The following is a 17,457-nucleotide window of genomic DNA, read 5'->3' on the forward strand; positions in this document are numbered from 1 at the left end:
TGCATTTGCATAGCCTATTCCTTGACTGCTCCAATAACGATTCCCTTAACGAAGAAACGTTGTAAAAACGGGTATACCATCAGGATCGGAAGCGCACCGATAAAGATCTGTGCTGCGCGAACGGTTCGCTGCGAGATATTCTCCAACATGGATGGATCGACGTTGATTTTGCTGAGATCTTGCTGAACGATAATGGTCTGGAGCAGAGAAGCAAGTGGATAATTTTTAATATCAGACATATAGATCATGCCGTCGAACCAGGAGTTCCACTGGTACACCATCGTAAATAAGGACAAGGTTGCGATAGCTGGAAGCGACAGTGGTACGTAGACCAGAATCAACGTTTTGATATGACCTGCTCCATCCAAATAAGCTGCTTCTTCAAGTTCTTTGGGCAGTCCGCGGAAGAAGTTCATCATAAGAATAACGTTCCACACGGACAGTGCTCCAGGCAGAATAAGTGCCCAGATTGTATTCATCAAGCCAAGCTTCTGGATCAGAATGTAACTTGGAATCAAACCGCCGCTGAACAAAATGGTAAATACGAAAAACCACGTATATAAGGAGCGACCTTTAAAACTGATATCTTCCTTCGACAACGGAAATGCGGTTAAGAGCATGATGACCATACCAATGATCGTCGCAATTACAGTCCGTTTAAGTGATACGATCAAGGAGTTAATGAAGTTTGAATTCCCGAATGTTTTCACGTATGCGTCGGTAGTGAACCCGATGGGCCAGAAGGTAACCAGGTTTGATGATGCTGGCGCCATACTGCTGAATGAAACAGCCAATATATGAATAATTGGTAAAATGCAGAGTATCGATAATATCCCAAGAAAAGTATAGTTAGCGATGCTGAATATGCGGTATCCTTTTGTTTTATAATACAAGCCCTTTTCTCCTCTCTAGAAAACTCGATAATTAGCTAGTTTGTAAGCCATTCTGTAAGATATAACAATCAAAATGGTAGCAACCACAGATTTGAACAACCCTACTGCTGTGGCAAAACTCATCTTCCCGTTCAGAATCCCAAGTCGATATACAAAGGTGTCAATGATGTCGCCTTTGTCATACACAAGCGGATTGTACAAGTTGAACACCTGATCAAAACCGGCGTTCAAGATGTTGCCGATAGAGAGCGTCATCAATACAATTGTGATCGGCATCAATGCCGGAATCGTAATGTGCAGCGTCTGTTTAAATCGGTTGGCCCCATCCACCTCGGCAGCCTCGTAGAGTGCAGGATTAATTCCTGAGAGAGAAGCCAGAAATACGATTGTACCAAAACCAAATTCTTTCCACACATCACTGAGGATCAGCGTTATTCGGAACCATGTACCGTCTCCAAGGAAGAAGATCGGTTCTCCGCCAAAGGCTTCGACAAGTTGGTTCACCATGCCTCCCTGTGGAGAGAGAATATCAAGTAGAATCCCTCCGAGAATAACCCATGATAGGAAATGCGGCAGATACACGAGTGTTTGACTTACTCTTTTGAATGCCACCAAGCGCACTTCATTTAGCAAAATGGCAAACAAGAATGGAGCGAACAGTCCTGCGATGATTTTGAAAAATGCAATGACCAGCGTATTCCAGATCACCTGACCTACGTCTGGATATAAGAATAAATATCGAAAATTGTCCCAACCAACCCATTTGGATTCAGAAAATCCCAAGTATGGTTTGAAATCCTGAAAAGCAATTACAATGCCGCCCATCGGTATGTACTGAAACACCAGTGCCAGCAATACGGCTGGAACGAGCATCATATGCAAGGTCCAATTCCGTTGCATATTCCAGCGCTGTTTGACCCTGGTGGAGCGCCGTTTATGCGGCGTTTCTAACGTATGTTCCTTCACTCCTGCATCCCCCATGTTCTAAAATTTATATTTTACAAGTCATCGTGAACTTGTATATTAAAATTATAGCAATGGAAATTTGCGATCTATATCCTAATATTGCAACAACGATATCAATATTTAAATGAGATTAGGAGGTTGGACTTTGTTTACACGCATGAATGTCTTTACCAAAATTACATTGTTGTTTGTGATGCTGCTTATTCTGGTATTGTTTCTCTACACATACTCGAACCGGGAAAGTGTACGTGTCATTGAACACGAGATTCAGAACAATACGATGAATCACCTGTCGACATTTGCTGATTCAGTAGAATCCAATATTTACCAATTGTCATTATATGGAATGTCTATTGGACAAGATTCCAGCATTCAGGAATATCAACGCCCTGACTACAAGGATGTTCCCTATGAACGTGTGAAAGTTGGAAGTGCCATACTGGAAAAGATGAATCTGTACAATGCAGCAAGCAAATGGCATTCGACCATTACTCTATACTTTCCTCGGATGAAAAAAGTGATATCAACGGATTATTATGCTTACATTCCGTACAGTGATAATGAATTTAAGGATTCCCTGTCGCAGTCCTGGACCTATGCCGACAATCAGTTTATCTGGTACACGACCGACCCAACGACAGCGATGGTGCAACCCGACAAAGCTCGATTAATTACCAAAATCAGTTTTCCAGTTCATCACTTAACTACCCTTCTCAATCAAAACAAGTTAAACAATAAGGGCGATCCATTCATGTTCCATCCCAATTATGGTTTAATCAGCAATAGCTCTGGAAAGGAAACGCTGAAAGCCATACTGCCCTCTTTGAAAGGAGCAAAACTGCAAGCCAGTGGTGGATTCACCACAACGTTAAACAAAACGGAATATTACGTCTCCTATATTCAATCCAAGAGCCTCGGCTGGTATTATGTTGACTACGTGCCTATGCAGCAAATTTTGAAACCGATTACGAGCAGCCGGAATCTCTTTTACGCTTCAATTGCCGTTCTGATCGTGATGAGCGTTGTTGTATTATATACACTCTACCGAAGTGTGCAGCTTCCACTCTTACAGTTGGTGAAAGGGACGAATCGCTTGTCCACCGGGGATTTTTCCGTTCGGCTTCATCATTCTGCACGCAATGAGTTCAGCTTGTTATTTGCACGTTTCAACATCATGGCTCAACGAATTCAAGAATTAATCGAGAATGTATATGAGGAGAAATTACGAAGTCGGGAAGCCACACTCAAACAGTTACAGTCGCAGATTAATCCGCATTTTCTATATAACTGCCTGTTCTATATCAAGAACATGGCCCGAATGAAAAATGAAAAGGCCGTGGTAGCCATGGCACTGAATCTGGGGGAGTATTACCGATACATAACCAGGTCCGAAAAGGATCAAGCCACGCTTCGTGAAGAGCTGACGATGGTCAAAAATTATTTGGAAATCCAGTCACTTCGTCTGGAACGAATGCATTTTACAATGAACGTGCCCCATGATATTTTAGATAAAACAGTTCCCAGACTAACCCTCCAGCCTATTATTGAGAACGCTATTATTCATGGTCTGGAGCCCAAATCGGTAGATGGTGAGATTAAAATCTATGCGGACTGCGAGGATGATGTGTACACGATTATCGTGGAGGACAGCGGGCTTGGCATGTCTGATAAACAGCTTGATCATCTGAGAGATAATCTTCTTAAACCGCTGGATGAGAATATGGGATGTGGTACATGGAATGTCCATCAGCGTTTATCTTTTCTGTACGGTGAAGGATCTGGACTATCTTATGATCATTCTTCAATGGGTGGGATTAAAGTTAACATCACATGGCACGACAATACAGACAAGTAGGTGAACGACCCATGCTGCAAATATTACTAGTTGACGATGAACGTTCCGTCGTGGAAACGCTGGCAGAGACCATTCCGTGGGAAAGCTGCGGGATCGGTACAGTTCATGAAGCCTTATCCGGTGCAGTAGCGCTGGAAATTATGGACAACCACGACATTGACATTGTAATTACGGATATACGTATGCCCGAAATGTCAGGCATTGCACTGATTACAGCGATTCATGAAAAGTGGCCTCATGTGCAGACTATTCTGTTATCAGGTCACGCCGACTTTGAATATGCCAAACAGGCAATTGCGCAGGAAAGCTTTGATTACTTACTGAAACCTGTTAGCGATGAAGATCTGATCGAATCCGTGCAACGTCTTGTTCATCGAATTAAAGAAAAGTGGGAAACAGCAGCATCTCATCAAAGAGCCTTACATGCCTTTCAGGATCATCTGCCATTGCTTCAATCCACGATGCTGCATGAGTTGCTGACTGGAAAAGTCTATGATCAGAAGACGCTGGCAGACAAGCTTGATCTGCTGGAGCTTCCCTACTCCGTAGGAGAAGATCTCGGCATGTTGATTATCCGTATGGAGAAACATCTATCCGATATGGCGCACGGTGACCTGGCCCTAATGGAATATGCGATATGTAATATCATAAGTGAAGTGATGCATAATCATTTTCATATCTGGCATACACGTGACGTGCACGATTACATTGTTGTTCTGGTAAGCATGAAACATTCCACAACAATGAGTTATAGCCGGAGTGAGACGCCTCAGACATTGCTTGAGCAGTATGCTGCCCAGATTCAAACCAATGTTCAGTTATACTTGAAAGGTGCAATCTCCATTTCCGTCTCCAGTTGGGGCAAGTTTCCCCACGAAATTGGAGAACTCTATGAGCGAACGGTTATGTCCATGCGTAAACGGATGGGTCAGGTGCAAGGTTTGTTTGTCACCGCTTCCGATGAAACGGATGCTAATCCTCTACATACGATCAGGTCACTGTATCAGCCACCAACCTTGATTAGCTTGCTCGAAGCTGGTCGCTTTGAGGATGTGGAACAGAAAATCGGGCACATATTTGAGGAACTATTGCATTCCAATGAACATCATGATATTGCGGAGTCAACCTTCGAGGTGTATTTTGCTATTGCAGGCGCGTTTGCGTACATCATTCATAAAAATGGCAAACAAATCTCTTCTTTGATTCCAGCAGAGTCCTATCGTTACTTTCAAGCTCCCAGCTACTCCACTGCGCAGCAGCTACAGGACTGGTCCTTGCGTACACTCCATTACATACGAGATGATGCTGAACAAGAGCTTAGAGACAATCACAGCACCATTGTGCGCAGCGTCAAAAGTTTTGTCGACCTTCATCTGGCTGGAGATGTATCGCTGCCTGCAATTGCCGACCATGTGCATCTGCATCCAGTGTACTTGTCCAAGGTATACAAAGCGGAGACAGGTGAAGCACTTACTGCCTATGTGTACCGATTAAGAATGGAGAAAGCAGCCTATCATTTGCGTACATCAACCGCCAAAGTGTTTGAGATTGCAGAACTTGTCGGTTATAACAATACCGCATATTTCATTCGAGTTTTCAAGAAATTTTATGATCTTACACCGCAGGAATATCGGGAAAATCTGCCGGTTTAAAAGAGTACTAAAGCCAGACTTGACGTTCTGGCAATCTCTTCGGTTTCCCCTTCTCCATATCAAATACAAAAAGGCATTGCCGGAGATCTTCTCCTGCAATGCCTTTTTGGTGCTTATGTGGCCGCGATGAATCAATTCAGCCATCCCTGCGTCATCCTATTTTCCGCTTTTCACGGAATCATACCACTCGTTAACTTCTTTCGTGATCTGATCTCCACCTGAAGACTTCCACTTCTCAACAAATGAGTCGAACGCATCAACAGAGGTTTTGCCATATACAATTTGAGAGAAGGTATCCTTCTCCATCTTGGTCAAAATGTCATTGTTCATCTGCATCGTCATTGAAGGTGCACCGGTAAACATTTGATTGAACACGATATCCTTTTGATCCAAAACAATCTTGGCTGCATCAAGCATAGGTACTGGTACACCTGATTTGATTTTTTTCTCAAATGGCGTTGTTGGTTCTTCACCACTTGCCAGCTTCGCGAGTGTTGTCATGCTCAGATTCGGAATTCGCGCTCCATCAAAAGTCAAAGTGTACTTCTCGGGAGCATAACCACCCGTAAGACTTGCATCGGTTGATGGTTTCCCATCTACCATAACCCAATCGTATCCTTCCGCAAATCCATGCTCAAACTCATCGCCCTCTTTAGGATTTGCATAGTGATCAAAGAGATAGTTCTGATAGGTGAAAAAGGCTTCCGGATTTTTCATGTCTTTGTTAATCAGAACTACGCCGTTTCCGTTCGACGTACCATGTCTTCCTGCTTGACCGTTTGGACCGGAAGGAATGGGATACGCTTTGTATTCAGCCTCAGGATTGTTTTTCTTCACATCCTCCAGCGGCCAGGATGGCATCCAGTGAGGACCTACCACAATACCTGCTTTTCCGGCAGTAAATTCTTCAGCAGCTTTTGTCTCGTCATACACACCGGCTTCTTCGGGGATATAACCTTTGCTCATCCAGCTCTGTAATTTGGCCAAAGCCTGTTTTGCACCAGGTGTAACGGAACCGTATTCAAGTTTTCCGTCTGCCGTCAGATTCCATTGGTTTGGCATTGTACCATAAGCGCCAAATACCCACCCAGCTTCAGACATCCATGTGTTCAGCCAGTTCTTGAAGCCAATGGTGAGTCCGTAAGTGTCCTGCTTCCCATTCCCATCCGGATCTTGATTCGTAAACGTTTCCATAATGACTTCAAGATCATCTATAGTTTTAGGTGCTTCCAGATTAAATTTCTTCATCCAGTCTTCACGGATCCACATGACAGGATCACCATTATAGGAATAGTCCAGAATCGGAATACCGATCTTTTTGCCATCTTGCATGTATGGATACCATACGGAAGGATCCTCGTTTACGGCTGCTTTCCATGTGTCGCTGGCATATTTGTCAAACAACTCGCCGGCATCGACAAATTTTCCGGACTCAATCAATTCACGCACCAGATTGAATTCGCCGCGATACGAAATAATGTCCGGCATGTCCGCATTGGAAGCCAGTGACAGACGCAGTTTTGTCTCAAATGCATTATTGGTAGAAGGAGATATCCACTGATTTTTCAACTCAATCCCGAGTTTCTCCTTGGCCCATTTTGTATGGACGTTGTTATCCTGATCCTCGCCTGGCTTAAACTTCACATCTGGACCCCATGGTCGTAAATACGTAATGGATACTGGTGGATCATACTTCCCATTTTTGAGTTCCAACGTTGTCGCTGGTGTACTCGATTCTGTTTTCTTGTCGCTCCCGTTACTACACCCGCTCAAGGCTGCAGATAGGGCCAATACACCGATCATGACCAAACTGCCTACTCGTCTCTTTTTACTTGTGTCCAACTTCGTTCCCCCAGTCTATGTAATGTTGCCTACAGGTTAATCATAATGAATGTTTGATATTTATGCCCATACTAATATTGCAACATTTATTGCATTAATTTAGGATATTGGATATTGAATACATATATTGAATAAATACAATGCCTGAATATAGAAAAAAGCAGCCGCTAACGGCTGCTTCAGTCTGCTTAATTACTCGTATATTTAACCCAATCGTACTCAGCATAGAGCGGATTGGCCCCGTTATAAGGACCGAGCCAGCTATCTACACCTGTTCCATTCCAGAGGTTCATCATGATTTTTCCAGGTGTTTTAGGAATATTGCTGGTTGCCGTGTGTTTCAATACACCATCAACATACCATTTGATGTGTCCAGGCTGCCAGTCAAATGCATACGTATGGAAGCCCTGGGATGCATCAAAACCTAGATTGATAACCTTCTCATGATTACCAACGCCATTGGTATAATAATTAAACTGCACTTTGGTTGTGTCTTTTCCTAAAAATTCGATATCAATCTCATCCCATTGGGTGCCATGTGCAGGGCCTGTGTATGTGAAAAAAGACGATACTACACCTGTGTTCTTGGCAGGTTTCATACTGACTTCATACAAGCCGTACCCATACGTATTTGTGGTACGATACTCTCCGCAATCAAACTTGTTCTGTGCAGAGCTGGTCAAACCAAGCTTAAGCTTGCCGTCACTTGTAAAATTAACATTGTTAGCCCTCCACGTACAGTTGAACATGCTCCCATTCGAATACCCATCCGCTTTTTGCCACGTACTTGCGTTAAAATAGGTTAGAGGTTCCCAGAAAACATAACCCGCGAAAGCGCTTACCGAAAAAAACAAAGAGATGACACCAGTTACCGCCAAAGTATACCAAGACTTCCTTTTCATCATACACCTCCATGAATGATTCCAACATGTACAAGCAGAACAATAATAGATAGCGCTTACATGGTTGGTATTTCCATTTTATCCGGAAGTATAGTGGTACACTATAGCAAACTTCAAAGCAGAGATATTCAATTTTTAAGATCCTCATTCTTGTATCTAATCATGTCATGTTAAGACTATGCCAGTTTCATAAACGTAAGATTGATTGAATGAAGCGCCTGCCCTTCAGCATAGAAGGAATCAGGCGCTCCATGAAAACCATTTTTACCTATATCTCAACATGTTTGTTAATTTATTCACCCTAAAAGGGTCTATTTCGCACCAGCTCGTACCAAAATGTCTTCAATTTCCTTAAAGCCTTTATTCTTTGCATGACTGAGCGGTGATACCCCATCACGATCCGGTATGTTCACGTCTGCTCCATGATCAATGAGTAATTGTATCGTCTCCTGCTGCTGAGCATTGCCATCGTTAAGAATGATCGCTTCGAGTAGTGCTGTCCATCCCAATTGATTCACATGGTCCACATCCACCGAAGTTTGAGTCAGTAATTCTTGCACTACATCCACATATCCATGCTCCGAAGCTGGAATAAGTGCTGTCCCTCCATATCGATTCGTTATCGTTGGGTCCGCTCCGGCCTCGATTGTCAGCTTCAAAATATCCAAGTATCCTTCAGCGCCAGCATACAGAAACGGGGTGTTTTTCATATCGTCCTGTATATTTACGTCTGCCCCCGCTTCAATTAACACTTTAGCTGATGTTGGGTCATTATTGTAAGTTGCAATCATTGTAGCGGTTCGTCCAGTCTGATCTTGAGCATTGATATTGGCGCCTGCTTGAATCATTTGTTCGATGCGTTCAGTATCGCTGTCCTCTACTGCCTTGAACAGCTGTTCATCTGCTGAAGTCATGGCCTTTACCTCTTCGTTAGAGTCGTTTCTCATTTCAGGCACGCAGCCTTGGACGATCAACATACTACTTATCAGGACAACGATGATCAGCGATTTACTCATACTGCCTCCTTTACTCCAGTGTCAAGGTGACCGAAGAAGCGATACTCCAATCCCCAACTGGGTTTATTGTATACGTAGTACCCGGAGTCAACTTCCCATCATTTGTTAGGTCGAATACACCCGTCGCACCTTTTCGACTTGAATATTTATAAGTGGCCGTCAGAACATCCCCGCTAGGTGAAGTTAACGTTACACTTCGACCAGAGAACAGTTCATCCCCAGGGTCCTGGTCAAGCGTAACTTCCATGGAGGTTTCGCTCACTGCTTGAGCACTTGCAACCACTAGTGCATCAAACGATTTCGCCTTAAATGAAGCATTTTCGATGTTGGCCCAATCCGAAGAAACCGTATATGTAACACCTGATTTCAGCGTTTGTCCCTCAGGCAAACGGAACTTCGGTTCTTGTTTGCCATCTGTGGATTGCGTGAACGGAACATATCTGGCAACGATAGGCTCGCCACCTTCTGGCGTAATTACAACTTGTCTTGCCTGCATGGAAGAGATGATTTGAACCGTTTTGCCTCCTGCTTGCTCTTGATCATTCAGCACAAATGCATTAGCTCCTCGACCACCGCTGTAAGCCGAAATAATGTAACCATAATCCACTACACCGTTCACTTGCAGTGCTTCAATCTCGAATGTATCATTCGTTACTTGACTAGCCGTTGTCATGTTTATTTTCGTGGCACTGCCTTCAAAGGAACCAGCGTCTTGACCTTTGTAAGTCAGGTTGTACACTTCACCAGCATCTTGTACGGACGTTGGAACGATGTAAGTCGCAATCGACCCTGTTTTCAAACGGGGCATATTGGTTAACGTCAACCCGCCACTAAATGCAAAGTCCGTTTGTGCCTTGGCAAAAGCTTCATTCGTTGCTGTCAGCGGCTTGTCGAATGTGACAATTAACGTAATGGCGTTCAGCGATCTAACGCTCTTGATTTGAGCTTTCTCCGAAGGAATAGCTTGGTGTGCGGTTTGCAACAACACTGCTGTTTCGCCACGCGTTGCCGAACCGTTCTCGGAGTAAAACTCGCTCATCCAATGGTGAACGGACTTTACATCACGTTGCATCGCTTTGGATACGACCTGTTCGAGTTCTGCGTCCGACACTTGAGTCTGCGGATTGAATTGTCCATTGTTAGCCTGCATGATGCCAAGTTCAACGAGCTTTGACGCATAAGGTGCATACCACGCGTTCGGATTCACATCCGTCAATTCTACGCTTTCTCCCGTCTTGCTCTGCAAATTAAACGTTTTGAAAATCAATGAAGCTAGTTCAGCACGGGTAATCGCTCTATGTTCACCCATGGATTGATCTGCATATCCGTTCATGATCCCCAAGCTATTCAGATCCTTGATAGCAGCTTCGATCTGTTGTTGGGTAAGCTGTGCGGTTGTTGCCGCAATGTTAGTGACGTATGTAGCTGCATGTACGTGATTCGCAGTTAACGGGAACACTGCTGTACCTAATGCAGTTATGGTTAGAAATGTAGCGATTTTGCGGGTTGTAGAATTCATAGTTGAATTCCTCCTCTATAGGTTGTAGTTGCCTGTATCTATAGAATAGAGGACAAAAAGAAACTCCCAAGGATAAAGTTATTAACAAAATATAAACTGACTCTAAATTTTCAGGAAACTTATGCAGTAAATCGGTAGCCTGCGCCCCAGACGGTCTCAATATACTCCGGTTTTTTGGGGTCTGTCTCCAGCTTCCCACGCAGTTTGCGAATATGGACGGTTACCGTTGCAATATCTCCGGTGGAATCCATGCCCCAGATCCGCTCGAACAGATCAGATTTGCTGAATACACGATTGGGATGACTCGCAAGAAATACAAGTAACTCGAACTCCTTGGTTGTAATCGCCACCTCTTCTCCATTAACAAAAACGCGGCGTGATCCTTTGTCAATGTGAAGCCCCCGAATGTGGATTTCATCCTGCTCAGCTGGTTTGTTTTTGCCAAGTAGTCTCTCATATCGGGTCAAATGAGCCTTTGCTCGTGCAACCAACTCACTTGGGCTGAACGGTTTTGTAATAAAATCATCCACTCCGAGATTGAACGTCCGTATCTTATCGTTTTCTTCCTTTTTTGCGGAAACAACAAGGATGGGCACTTCCTTTACCTCTCGAATGCGCCTGCAACATTCGAAGCCGTCCAGTCCCGGAAGCATCAGATCAACAATGATCAGATTATAGTCCCCCTCCAGTGCCTGCTTCAGGCCTTCATCTCCAGTATGGCAGAGATCCACGGAAAATCCGTTGAGCTCAAAATAATCCCGTTCCAGTTCTGCAATCGTTGTTTCATCTTCAATAATCAAAATGTTTGCCATTACTTATTGGTTCCTCTCTTCACTCAGCCGTTTCAGCTTGATATATATACTCGTGCCATCATTGGGCTGGCTTTTAGCCCAGATGAAGCCCCCATGTCCATCAATGATTTGACGGGCAATTGCCAGCCCGAGCCCACTTCCGCCCGTTGAGGAATTCCGGGATTGTTCTGCACGATAGAAGCGTTCAAATATATAAGGTAGTGCCTCTTCAGGTATTCCCCTGCCATTATCTTTAAAGCCCATCGTAATCCATTTCTCATCGGCTTGAAGTGTAATCTCGAATCGTTTATGTTCATTCTCCATGTATTTGAGTGCATTATCCACCACATTAACAACGGTACGTTTTAACTTCTCCGGATCCATAGCAGCCATAGCGGGACCAGACACCTGGTTATTCCAATCCAGGGCAACACCTTTATCCTCCAAATCGTATCTCAGCTCTTCAATGCTATCTTCAAGGAAATCAGCGAGATCAACTGTTTTAAACAGGAAAGGTTCTTGGTTCAAATCGAGCTTTGAATACAAAAACAGTTCATCCACCAGCTTATCCATGCTAACTGCTTTGGAGTGAATGATATTAACATAACTCTCCATTTTCTCCGGAGTATTAGCCACTCCGTCACGAATGCCCTCAATATAACCTTTGATATTGGTAATCGGCGTACGGAGATCATGCGAAATGTTGGAGATAAGCTCTTTGCGGTTCACTTCGTCCTGCTGACGTAACGCATAAGAGCGCTGCAATTGATTCCGCATGCTCTCAAACGCTTCGCTGAGTTGACCAACCTCGTCATTGGAGTTTAGCTGAAGTTTAAAGGATAGATTGCCATCCTTAATATGTTCGGCTGAACTTCGTAGTTGATTCAATGGCTTAATGAAGCTGCGCGTGATCCAGCGGAACAAAAGCAGATTTGCAATGATGAGGACGCCAATAAGCAGGAATGACATCACAGGCAGCAGCTTGCGAGTAAGCTCCGCAAAGGGGCTTCTCTCGCGAATGACAAAGATACTCCCCCGTTCCCCGTCTGAATATTGAAAATCAAATTTTGCATAAGCATAAAATCGCTCACCAATATTGAAGGTGCTCCGAATCTGATAATTGTTAAGATCATAGGCAGGTAGTGCTTGCTTCAGTTCTGGCTGATTGAAGGTCAGCGATTCGAAGATCTGGCTATTCTCCCGTCTGACGTAGAGCCCTGACTTCTCAGCTCGAAGCTTCATATCATATTCACGCAGCAAAACCTTGTTCTGCAGGTCGTCCGGGTCATTTTTGGCCAGGAACTTCATCTCTTGAAAGATCGATTCTCCCTGTTCAGTCAGGGGGTTGATCTGATAATGTACCTTGTAAATATCGCGGAAACTCTGTAGATCCCCTGTGGCCGCAATCGTATACAGACTTGCCGTAAGCAGGATGAACAGTAGACTTATAACAAGCATGCCCGTGAAGGACAGCAGCATTTTTATTCGAATTGACATGGGTTCCCCTTCTCAAACAAGCCATTGGATTAGTTAGTGCACATGTTAACACAAGATGGATTCTATTGCCCATATGTAAAAAGAGCTTTCTCTTTCATTATATATGTTGACAGTGATAATCGTTATCAATAATGTTGGAGAAGGTACACAACGATTGATCTCAGAATCACCGACAAACACTTTTGAAATGAGGTACGAAATGTGAACGTAGACGTTAATCAGTTAGCAGCGCATTTTGCACACATTCCTTTTCAAGTAGAAGGAGTGTATCGATATGCTAGAAATCCAGGGGTTCCCCAGGCTGACTATACCGATTCTTTTCCTGGATTTGTATTTCCTCTTACAGGAAAGATTCAATTCCAATTTGAGGGTACGCCCTATATCTTTTCACCAGGAAAAGTTGTACACGGGGGCGCGAAAATGAAACTGGATCAAACCGTGTTTCATAGAACGGACTGGGAATACATTCTCGTTTTATACCGGATATGTAGTTCGGACCTCGAGGAGACAAGCTTTTCCCATCAGCATTTTGAATTATCAACGGGTCAATCCCCACGTCTGATCGAATTAATCACGCGTCTTTGGCATGTGTATAATCAGCACGGAGGTATTTCAAAGTTTCAGACCGAGATGCTGTTTCGCGATGTACTGAATGAGACCTTAATATGTGTTGATCATAGGCAAAATAGTTGTGAATCAGATGTCTTATTCGAACGGGTCTCTACCTATATCCAAGAATACTATGATCAAAGTCTGACTGTCGCATCGCTTGCAGAACAAAATAACGTTAATCGAAATCGACTTTCCTACGTGTTTAGAAGACATGCAGGTATGGGTCCAGCAGAATATGTATTGAAATATCGTATAAACATGGCACAGCAAATGTTATTGGCAAGTGATGCGTCTGTACAACAGATTGCTGAGACCGTTGGCATTGCTGACCCCTTTTATTTTAGCAGAGTGTTTAAGAAACAATATGGTATTTCTCCCAGTGAATATCGTCTGAAGTTCATCAATAATCCATCCTGATTTCAATAGGTATCCATGTTATACAAAAGCCTAGATCAGTATACTGAACATAAAGGATTAATACACAGGAGGAATGACGATGCACTATCAAGCTATTCAATTAAATGAGGAATTTTCGAAATTAAACGATCTTTGGTCTCCGAAACTCATTGGTGAAATGAATGACTATCAATTTAAGATCGTTAAGATTGCTGGAGATTTTGAGTGGCATGTTCATGAGGAGACCGATAAGTTATTTTTTGTGCTCGAAGGGGAAATGATAATTGATTTTCGTGATGGGCAAGTGAAGATTTCCAAGGGCGAGATGTATATTGTCCCTAAGGGAGTCGAGATCAAGCCTTCTTCCGAAAAGGAATGTCATATCATGTTGATGGAGCCTGGAAGCGAAGTAAACACTGGCGGGACTAAGGCCGAATAAGCGTCAGTTATTGGAACCAGGATGTCAATTTGCAATATCAGAGTCAGAGAGCCGATAACCGCGTAATAGGGGTTATCGGCTCTGCGTCTGTACGGCTAGCTCTTTGACATGCATTAATCAAAATCTCTCGGTAATGTCACTTGTTGCTGGTCTTCTTGATCAATTCTACACCATCGTATGCCAGGCTTTCCACACTTGCTGCCTTCTGCAGTATGTAATGATCAAAAAAGTTCTTTGCATAGTCTGTAACAATATTTCGCATCTCCATAGCATCCCGTTCACCTCTGAGTTCCTCATTAACACTGGTAAACACGATGTCACAGTAATCCAAATGTGCAACACGATCAACTGAGAAATAATAGGTTTCCATGCTATTGTTAGCGCCAATAATCGCATTCATATTATAGTTAGGTTCACAAAACAGTAGCAAGAAGGGTTTCTTAAGATCGCTGTCAAGAAGTCCAAACGCACCGCTATCCAAGCCAATCCCGCAGGCGAACCGGTCGTCATCCCGGCAAACCATCGCCGTCGTAGGCCCTCCATAAGAATGTCCGACTATACCCATGCCGATGTCAAGCAGCAATCTGCCCTTAAAGATGGAATTCAGCTCTCCAGAGTCCAGTTTGTAAAGATAATCGGCTACATACCTTACATCTTCTGCCTGTGATTCACTATACTCTGTTATCTTGGAAAGTATCGGTTGTGCAAGCACGTTACGGCACATCTCAATGGCAGTTTCATCGTCAGGACGCAACTCCATCTTACCAGCCAACGCCAGCATCTCCGGATCTTCACCAAACGCTGTAATGACATCCGAAAAATCCTTGGATACATTAAACAGGCGTCCATCTTTACGCTTATACATCGTGCTATTCTGATGGCCGATGCTTACCACAACATACCCCATGCTTGCCAAGTCTGTACAGAGCACTGTACCCCATTCTGGAGAACCACCTCCACCGCAAACATAGAATAACACTGGATAGCGCTTTTCCTTCCCGGAGATAGCAAGGTCGTCGTAACACTGGGTCTTGATATCTATAGAGAAAACATCCTTCAACGCAGTGACAAGTGGCTGCTCATTAAACATCCCGTAGACTTCAGGAAACATGTACGTTGATGTAGTCTTACCTTCACTACTGTCAGACGGATAGTACACAAAAGCGGTCAGTTCTCTTTTGGAGTAATCTGATGCCGTGTACTCAAAATCCATCTGGGTTCGACCAACAGTATAGCCGCCAATTGGTTCTGGAAATACGTCATAGGTTTTCATTTTCTTTCCCCCTTGAGATCGCTAACCATTTCAGAATATTTATGATCTTCAAGCAGTCCATGGCCCATAAATTCAGCAAAGTATTTGCTGATCTTATGTTGCAGCTTAGAGTCCTTAATATCGAATTCCCTAAAAAACAAGATTAAATTAAGCTGCATTGACTCAAACATAAAAGAAATCAGGTCGTCGTCAACATCAGGTCGGAGATATCCATCAACTCTCATTCGGCGTAAAATGTCCTTGATCATGGGGAATGACTCGCCCTTTAACACATTCACATATACTTTAAGCAAAATGTCCTCAGGAATATATGAAAATGTTTTAGTCAGTTTGATTTCCAACTCATTCAGTGGCTCGGTCACCATGCCATTAACGTTACCAAATAAGCCAGTAAGGAAATAGCTGTAAAGGGAATCTTCATTACTGTTATTAAAATATGCAGCTCTTTTCTGAGTCACATTACGTATTAAGTGACAATAAAGGTCATCTTTGTCTTCAAAATACCGATAAAATGTTCCGGGGTGCATGGACAAACTATCCAAAACCATCTTCATAGTTATATCCTCGTAGAGATTATTAACAAAAAGATGCATAGCGCTATTCGATATTTCCTCGCGCCTTGCTTCGTCTAAACGAAAGAACGAATTTTTTGGCATAGACTACTCCTTAATGTTTAGTGTGAACTGATTCACATTATACCGATAATCCATTCACAAGTCAACTAGTCTTGAAAGATTAATATCATTATAAAAATTTAAAACCACTGTATTTAGATTTACAAAAAGATATTTTAACTACTTTTGATTGTGAAAAGATTCGGGAAGAAATATGCAAGAGCAGCTGATCACTCTGATCAGCTGCTCTTTGAGATGTTTGTATTATTATTCAGTTGGTGAGGGGATGTAATTCATGAATATCGGATCAGATATCTATTCAACGAGAAAGGACTTCAAGCACTTTACCACTTCCATCTTCAATAATACGTATACTGTTGTCATCGATGAGTTGAATGGTACTATCTGAATTCAAAATTTCATGCTGCCCCGTTACCCCGTGAGCAATGGATTTGCGAATCAGACCTTTATTTTTGAATACCAACGTGTAAAGATCGTAGTCTTCCGTTTTTCGATTAGTGTGTTCAATGATGACAATAAGTAGATTTTGGGGACTCCTCTTAAAATTTATCTTAAGATCATGAGTGTTCACATTCATGTCCTTGATCCCTAAGGGAATCGAACTCTTTTGTCCAGTAGAAGCATTCGTAATCTCAAGATCTCCTTTTGCAGTGCGAATGACATAGGTGTAACCCATGTTGCTGCCATAAAAAGTATCGGTATAATTGCTCAATCCAGTCACGGTTACCTTGTTCGTTTTCATATCTTGATGAGTCACTTCCCCGTCCAAAGCAGATGCAAGAAATCCTATGGGTACATAAAGGTGACTAATATACCACACCGGTTCTCTGCCCATATCTACTTTTTGACCATCTTCTTCGGCAATGCTGCTTCCCAAGTGCACAACAATATGCTTCTGACTGCTCTTCAGTACGGCCGTATTATCATCTTCCATCCCCCACACTAGGCCTGCCTTAATACCCAGTGAGAAAAAATTTCCGTAAGTGACTCCATCCTTGATTAACGTCTGAACATGGTTAATACGACCGTCTGCCCACTGAATTTCCAAATCAACATATTTGGATGCTGCTTCAGATTTTTGAGCCCCCAATGGTAATAACACCGACATCACTAATGCAACCTTTTTTCAATTGCTTCATTCTCACAGCGACTCACCCACTTCATGTAAT

General features: G+C 43.1%; 15 protein-coding genes. 4 read left to right on the forward strand and 11 right to left on the reverse strand.

What is annotated here, in order from left to right; genetic code table 11:
* Positions 1-14: 14 nt before the first annotated feature.
* Positions 15-893, reverse strand: coding sequence for a carbohydrate ABC transporter permease (locus tag QF049_RS08015; protein WP_017688354.1), 879 nt, complete (start codon positions 891-893; stop codon positions 15-17).
* A 15-nt stretch (positions 894-908) separates the two neighbouring features.
* The gene (locus tag QF049_RS08020) at positions 909-1,859 is read right to left on the reverse strand and encodes an ABC transporter permease (RefSeq protein WP_373428223.1); all 951 of its coding nucleotides are present in this window, start codon (positions 1,857-1,859) and stop codon (positions 909-911) included.
* Positions 1,860-2,004: 145 nt separating this feature from the next.
* Here QF049_RS08020 and QF049_RS08025 point away from each other — a divergent pair, with 145 nt between their 5' ends.
* Both QF049_RS08025 and QF049_RS08030 read left to right on the forward strand, forming a co-directional pair.
* Positions 2,005-3,714, forward strand: a complete 1,710-nt coding sequence (locus QF049_RS08025) for a sensor histidine kinase (RefSeq protein ID WP_307536362.1) — start codon at positions 2,005-2,007, stop codon at positions 3,712-3,714.
* A gap of 11 nt (positions 3,715-3,725) precedes the next feature.
* Positions 3,726-5,366 carry a response regulator gene (locus tag QF049_RS08030; RefSeq protein ID WP_124115557.1) on the forward strand — a complete coding sequence of 547 codons (1,641 nt, stop codon included), beginning with the start codon at positions 3,726-3,728 and terminating at the stop codon, positions 5,364-5,366.
* Positions 5,367-5,522: 156 nt separating this feature from the next.
* Here QF049_RS08030 and QF049_RS08035 read toward each other — a convergent pair whose 3' ends face one another.
* The 6 genes from QF049_RS08035 to QF049_RS08060 all read right to left on the reverse strand — a co-directional run bounded on the left by QF049_RS08035 (position 5,523) and on the right by QF049_RS08060 (position 12,933).
* The gene (locus QF049_RS08035) at positions 5,523-7,169 is read right to left on the reverse strand and encodes an extracellular solute-binding protein (protein WP_373428338.1); all 1,647 of its coding nucleotides are present in this window, start codon (positions 7,167-7,169) and stop codon (positions 5,523-5,525) included.
* 227 nt (positions 7,170-7,396) lie between these two features.
* Positions 7,397-8,110 carry a beta-glucanase gene (gene bglS, locus QF049_RS08040; RefSeq protein ID WP_105598802.1) on the reverse strand — a complete coding sequence of 238 codons (714 nt, stop codon included), beginning with the start codon at positions 8,108-8,110 and terminating at the stop codon, positions 7,397-7,399.
* 311 nt (positions 8,111-8,421) lie between these two features.
* Positions 8,422-9,126, reverse strand: coding sequence for an ankyrin repeat domain-containing protein (locus QF049_RS08045; protein WP_307536369.1), 705 nt, complete (start codon positions 9,124-9,126; stop codon positions 8,422-8,424).
* A 10-nt stretch (positions 9,127-9,136) separates the two neighbouring features.
* Complete coding sequence (locus tag QF049_RS08050) at positions 9,137-10,645, reverse strand: S-layer homology domain-containing protein (RefSeq protein WP_307536372.1); 1,509 nt, start codon at positions 10,643-10,645, stop codon at positions 9,137-9,139.
* Between the two features lie 119 nt (positions 10,646-10,764).
* On the reverse strand, positions 10,765-11,457 hold the full coding sequence (locus tag QF049_RS08055) for a response regulator transcription factor (RefSeq protein WP_307536374.1): 693 nt from the start codon (positions 11,455-11,457) through the stop codon (positions 10,765-10,767).
* A 3-nt stretch (positions 11,458-11,460) separates the two neighbouring features.
* Positions 11,461-12,933: a sensor histidine kinase gene (locus tag QF049_RS08060; RefSeq protein WP_307536376.1), complete on the reverse strand. Its 1,473-nt coding sequence runs from the start codon at positions 12,931-12,933 to the stop codon at positions 11,461-11,463.
* Between the two features lie 201 nt (positions 12,934-13,134).
* On the opposite strand from QF049_RS08060, the gene QF049_RS08065 reads away from it, so the two are divergent.
* Together QF049_RS08065 and QF049_RS08070 are read left to right on the forward strand one after the other, a co-directional pair.
* Entirely contained in the window at positions 13,135-13,962 is an 828-nt protein-coding gene (locus QF049_RS08065) for a helix-turn-helix transcriptional regulator (RefSeq protein ID WP_307536378.1), read from the forward strand.
* Between the two features lie 79 nt (positions 13,963-14,041).
* Positions 14,042-14,380 carry a cupin domain-containing protein gene (locus QF049_RS08070; protein WP_192131518.1) on the forward strand — a complete coding sequence of 113 codons (339 nt, stop codon included), beginning with the start codon at positions 14,042-14,044 and terminating at the stop codon, positions 14,378-14,380.
* A 136-nt stretch (positions 14,381-14,516) separates the two neighbouring features.
* On the opposite strand, the gene QF049_RS08075 is transcribed toward QF049_RS08070, so the two are convergent.
* From QF049_RS08075 to QF049_RS08085, 3 genes are all read right to left on the reverse strand, one after another.
* Entirely contained in the window at positions 14,517-15,653 is a 1,137-nt protein-coding gene (locus QF049_RS08075) for an alpha/beta hydrolase (RefSeq protein WP_307536381.1), read from the reverse strand.
* A complete protein-coding gene (locus QF049_RS08080; protein ID WP_133384850.1) occupies positions 15,650-16,309 on the reverse strand; it encodes a TetR/AcrR family transcriptional regulator in 660 nt (219 codons plus the stop codon). Before QF049_RS08080 ends, QF049_RS08075 begins: the two co-directional genes overlap by 4 nt.
* Before the next feature lie 277 nt (positions 16,310-16,586).
* The gene (locus QF049_RS08085; protein WP_307536384.1) at positions 16,587-17,396 is read right to left on the reverse strand and encodes a stalk domain-containing protein; all 810 of its coding nucleotides are present in this window, start codon (positions 17,394-17,396) and stop codon (positions 16,587-16,589) included.
* Positions 17,397-17,457 lie beyond the last annotated feature (61 nt).

Origin of the sequence: Paenibacillus sp. W4I10 (assembly GCF_030816325.1) — a bacterium.
GTDB lineage: Bacteria > Bacillota > Bacilli > Paenibacillales > Paenibacillaceae > Paenibacillus > Paenibacillus amylolyticus_B.

Bases quoted from the DNA above. Each gene is read 5' to 3' on its own strand.
- QF049_RS08030 (WP_124115557.1), top strand. From the start codon at position 3,726: ATGCTGCAAATATTACTAGTTGACGATGAACGTTCCGTCGTGGAAACG.
- QF049_RS08035 (WP_373428338.1), bottom strand. From the start codon at position 7,169: ATGATCGGTGTATTGGCCCTATCTGCAGCCTTGAGCGGGTGTAGTAAC.
- bglS (WP_105598802.1), bottom strand. From the start codon at position 8,110: ATGAAAAGGAAGTCTTGGTATACTTTGGCGGTAACTGGTGTCATCTCT.
- QF049_RS08045 (WP_307536369.1), bottom strand. From the start codon at position 9,126: ATGAGTAAATCGCTGATCATCGTTGTCCTGATAAGTAGTATGTTGATC.
- QF049_RS08050 (WP_307536372.1), bottom strand. From the start codon at position 10,645: ATGAATTCTACAACCCGCAAAATCGCTACATTTCTAACCATAACTGCA.
- QF049_RS08055 (WP_307536374.1), bottom strand. From the start codon at position 11,457: ATGGCAAACATTTTGATTATTGAAGATGAAACAACGATTGCAGAACTG.
- QF049_RS08060 (WP_307536376.1), bottom strand. From the start codon at position 12,933: ATGTCAATTCGAATAAAAATGCTGCTGTCCTTCACGGGCATGCTTGTT.
- QF049_RS08070 (WP_192131518.1), top strand. From the start codon at position 14,042: ATGCACTATCAAGCTATTCAATTAAATGAGGAATTTTCGAAATTAAAC.
- QF049_RS08075 (WP_307536381.1), bottom strand. From the start codon at position 15,653: ATGAAAACCTATGACGTATTTCCAGAACCAATTGGCGGCTATACTGTT.
- QF049_RS08080 (WP_133384850.1), bottom strand. From the start codon at position 16,309: ATGCCAAAAAATTCGTTCTTTCGTTTAGACGAAGCAAGGCGCGAGGAA.
- QF049_RS08085 (WP_307536384.1), bottom strand. From the start codon at position 17,396: ATGTCGGTGTTATTACCATTGGGGGCTCAAAAATCTGAAGCAGCATCC.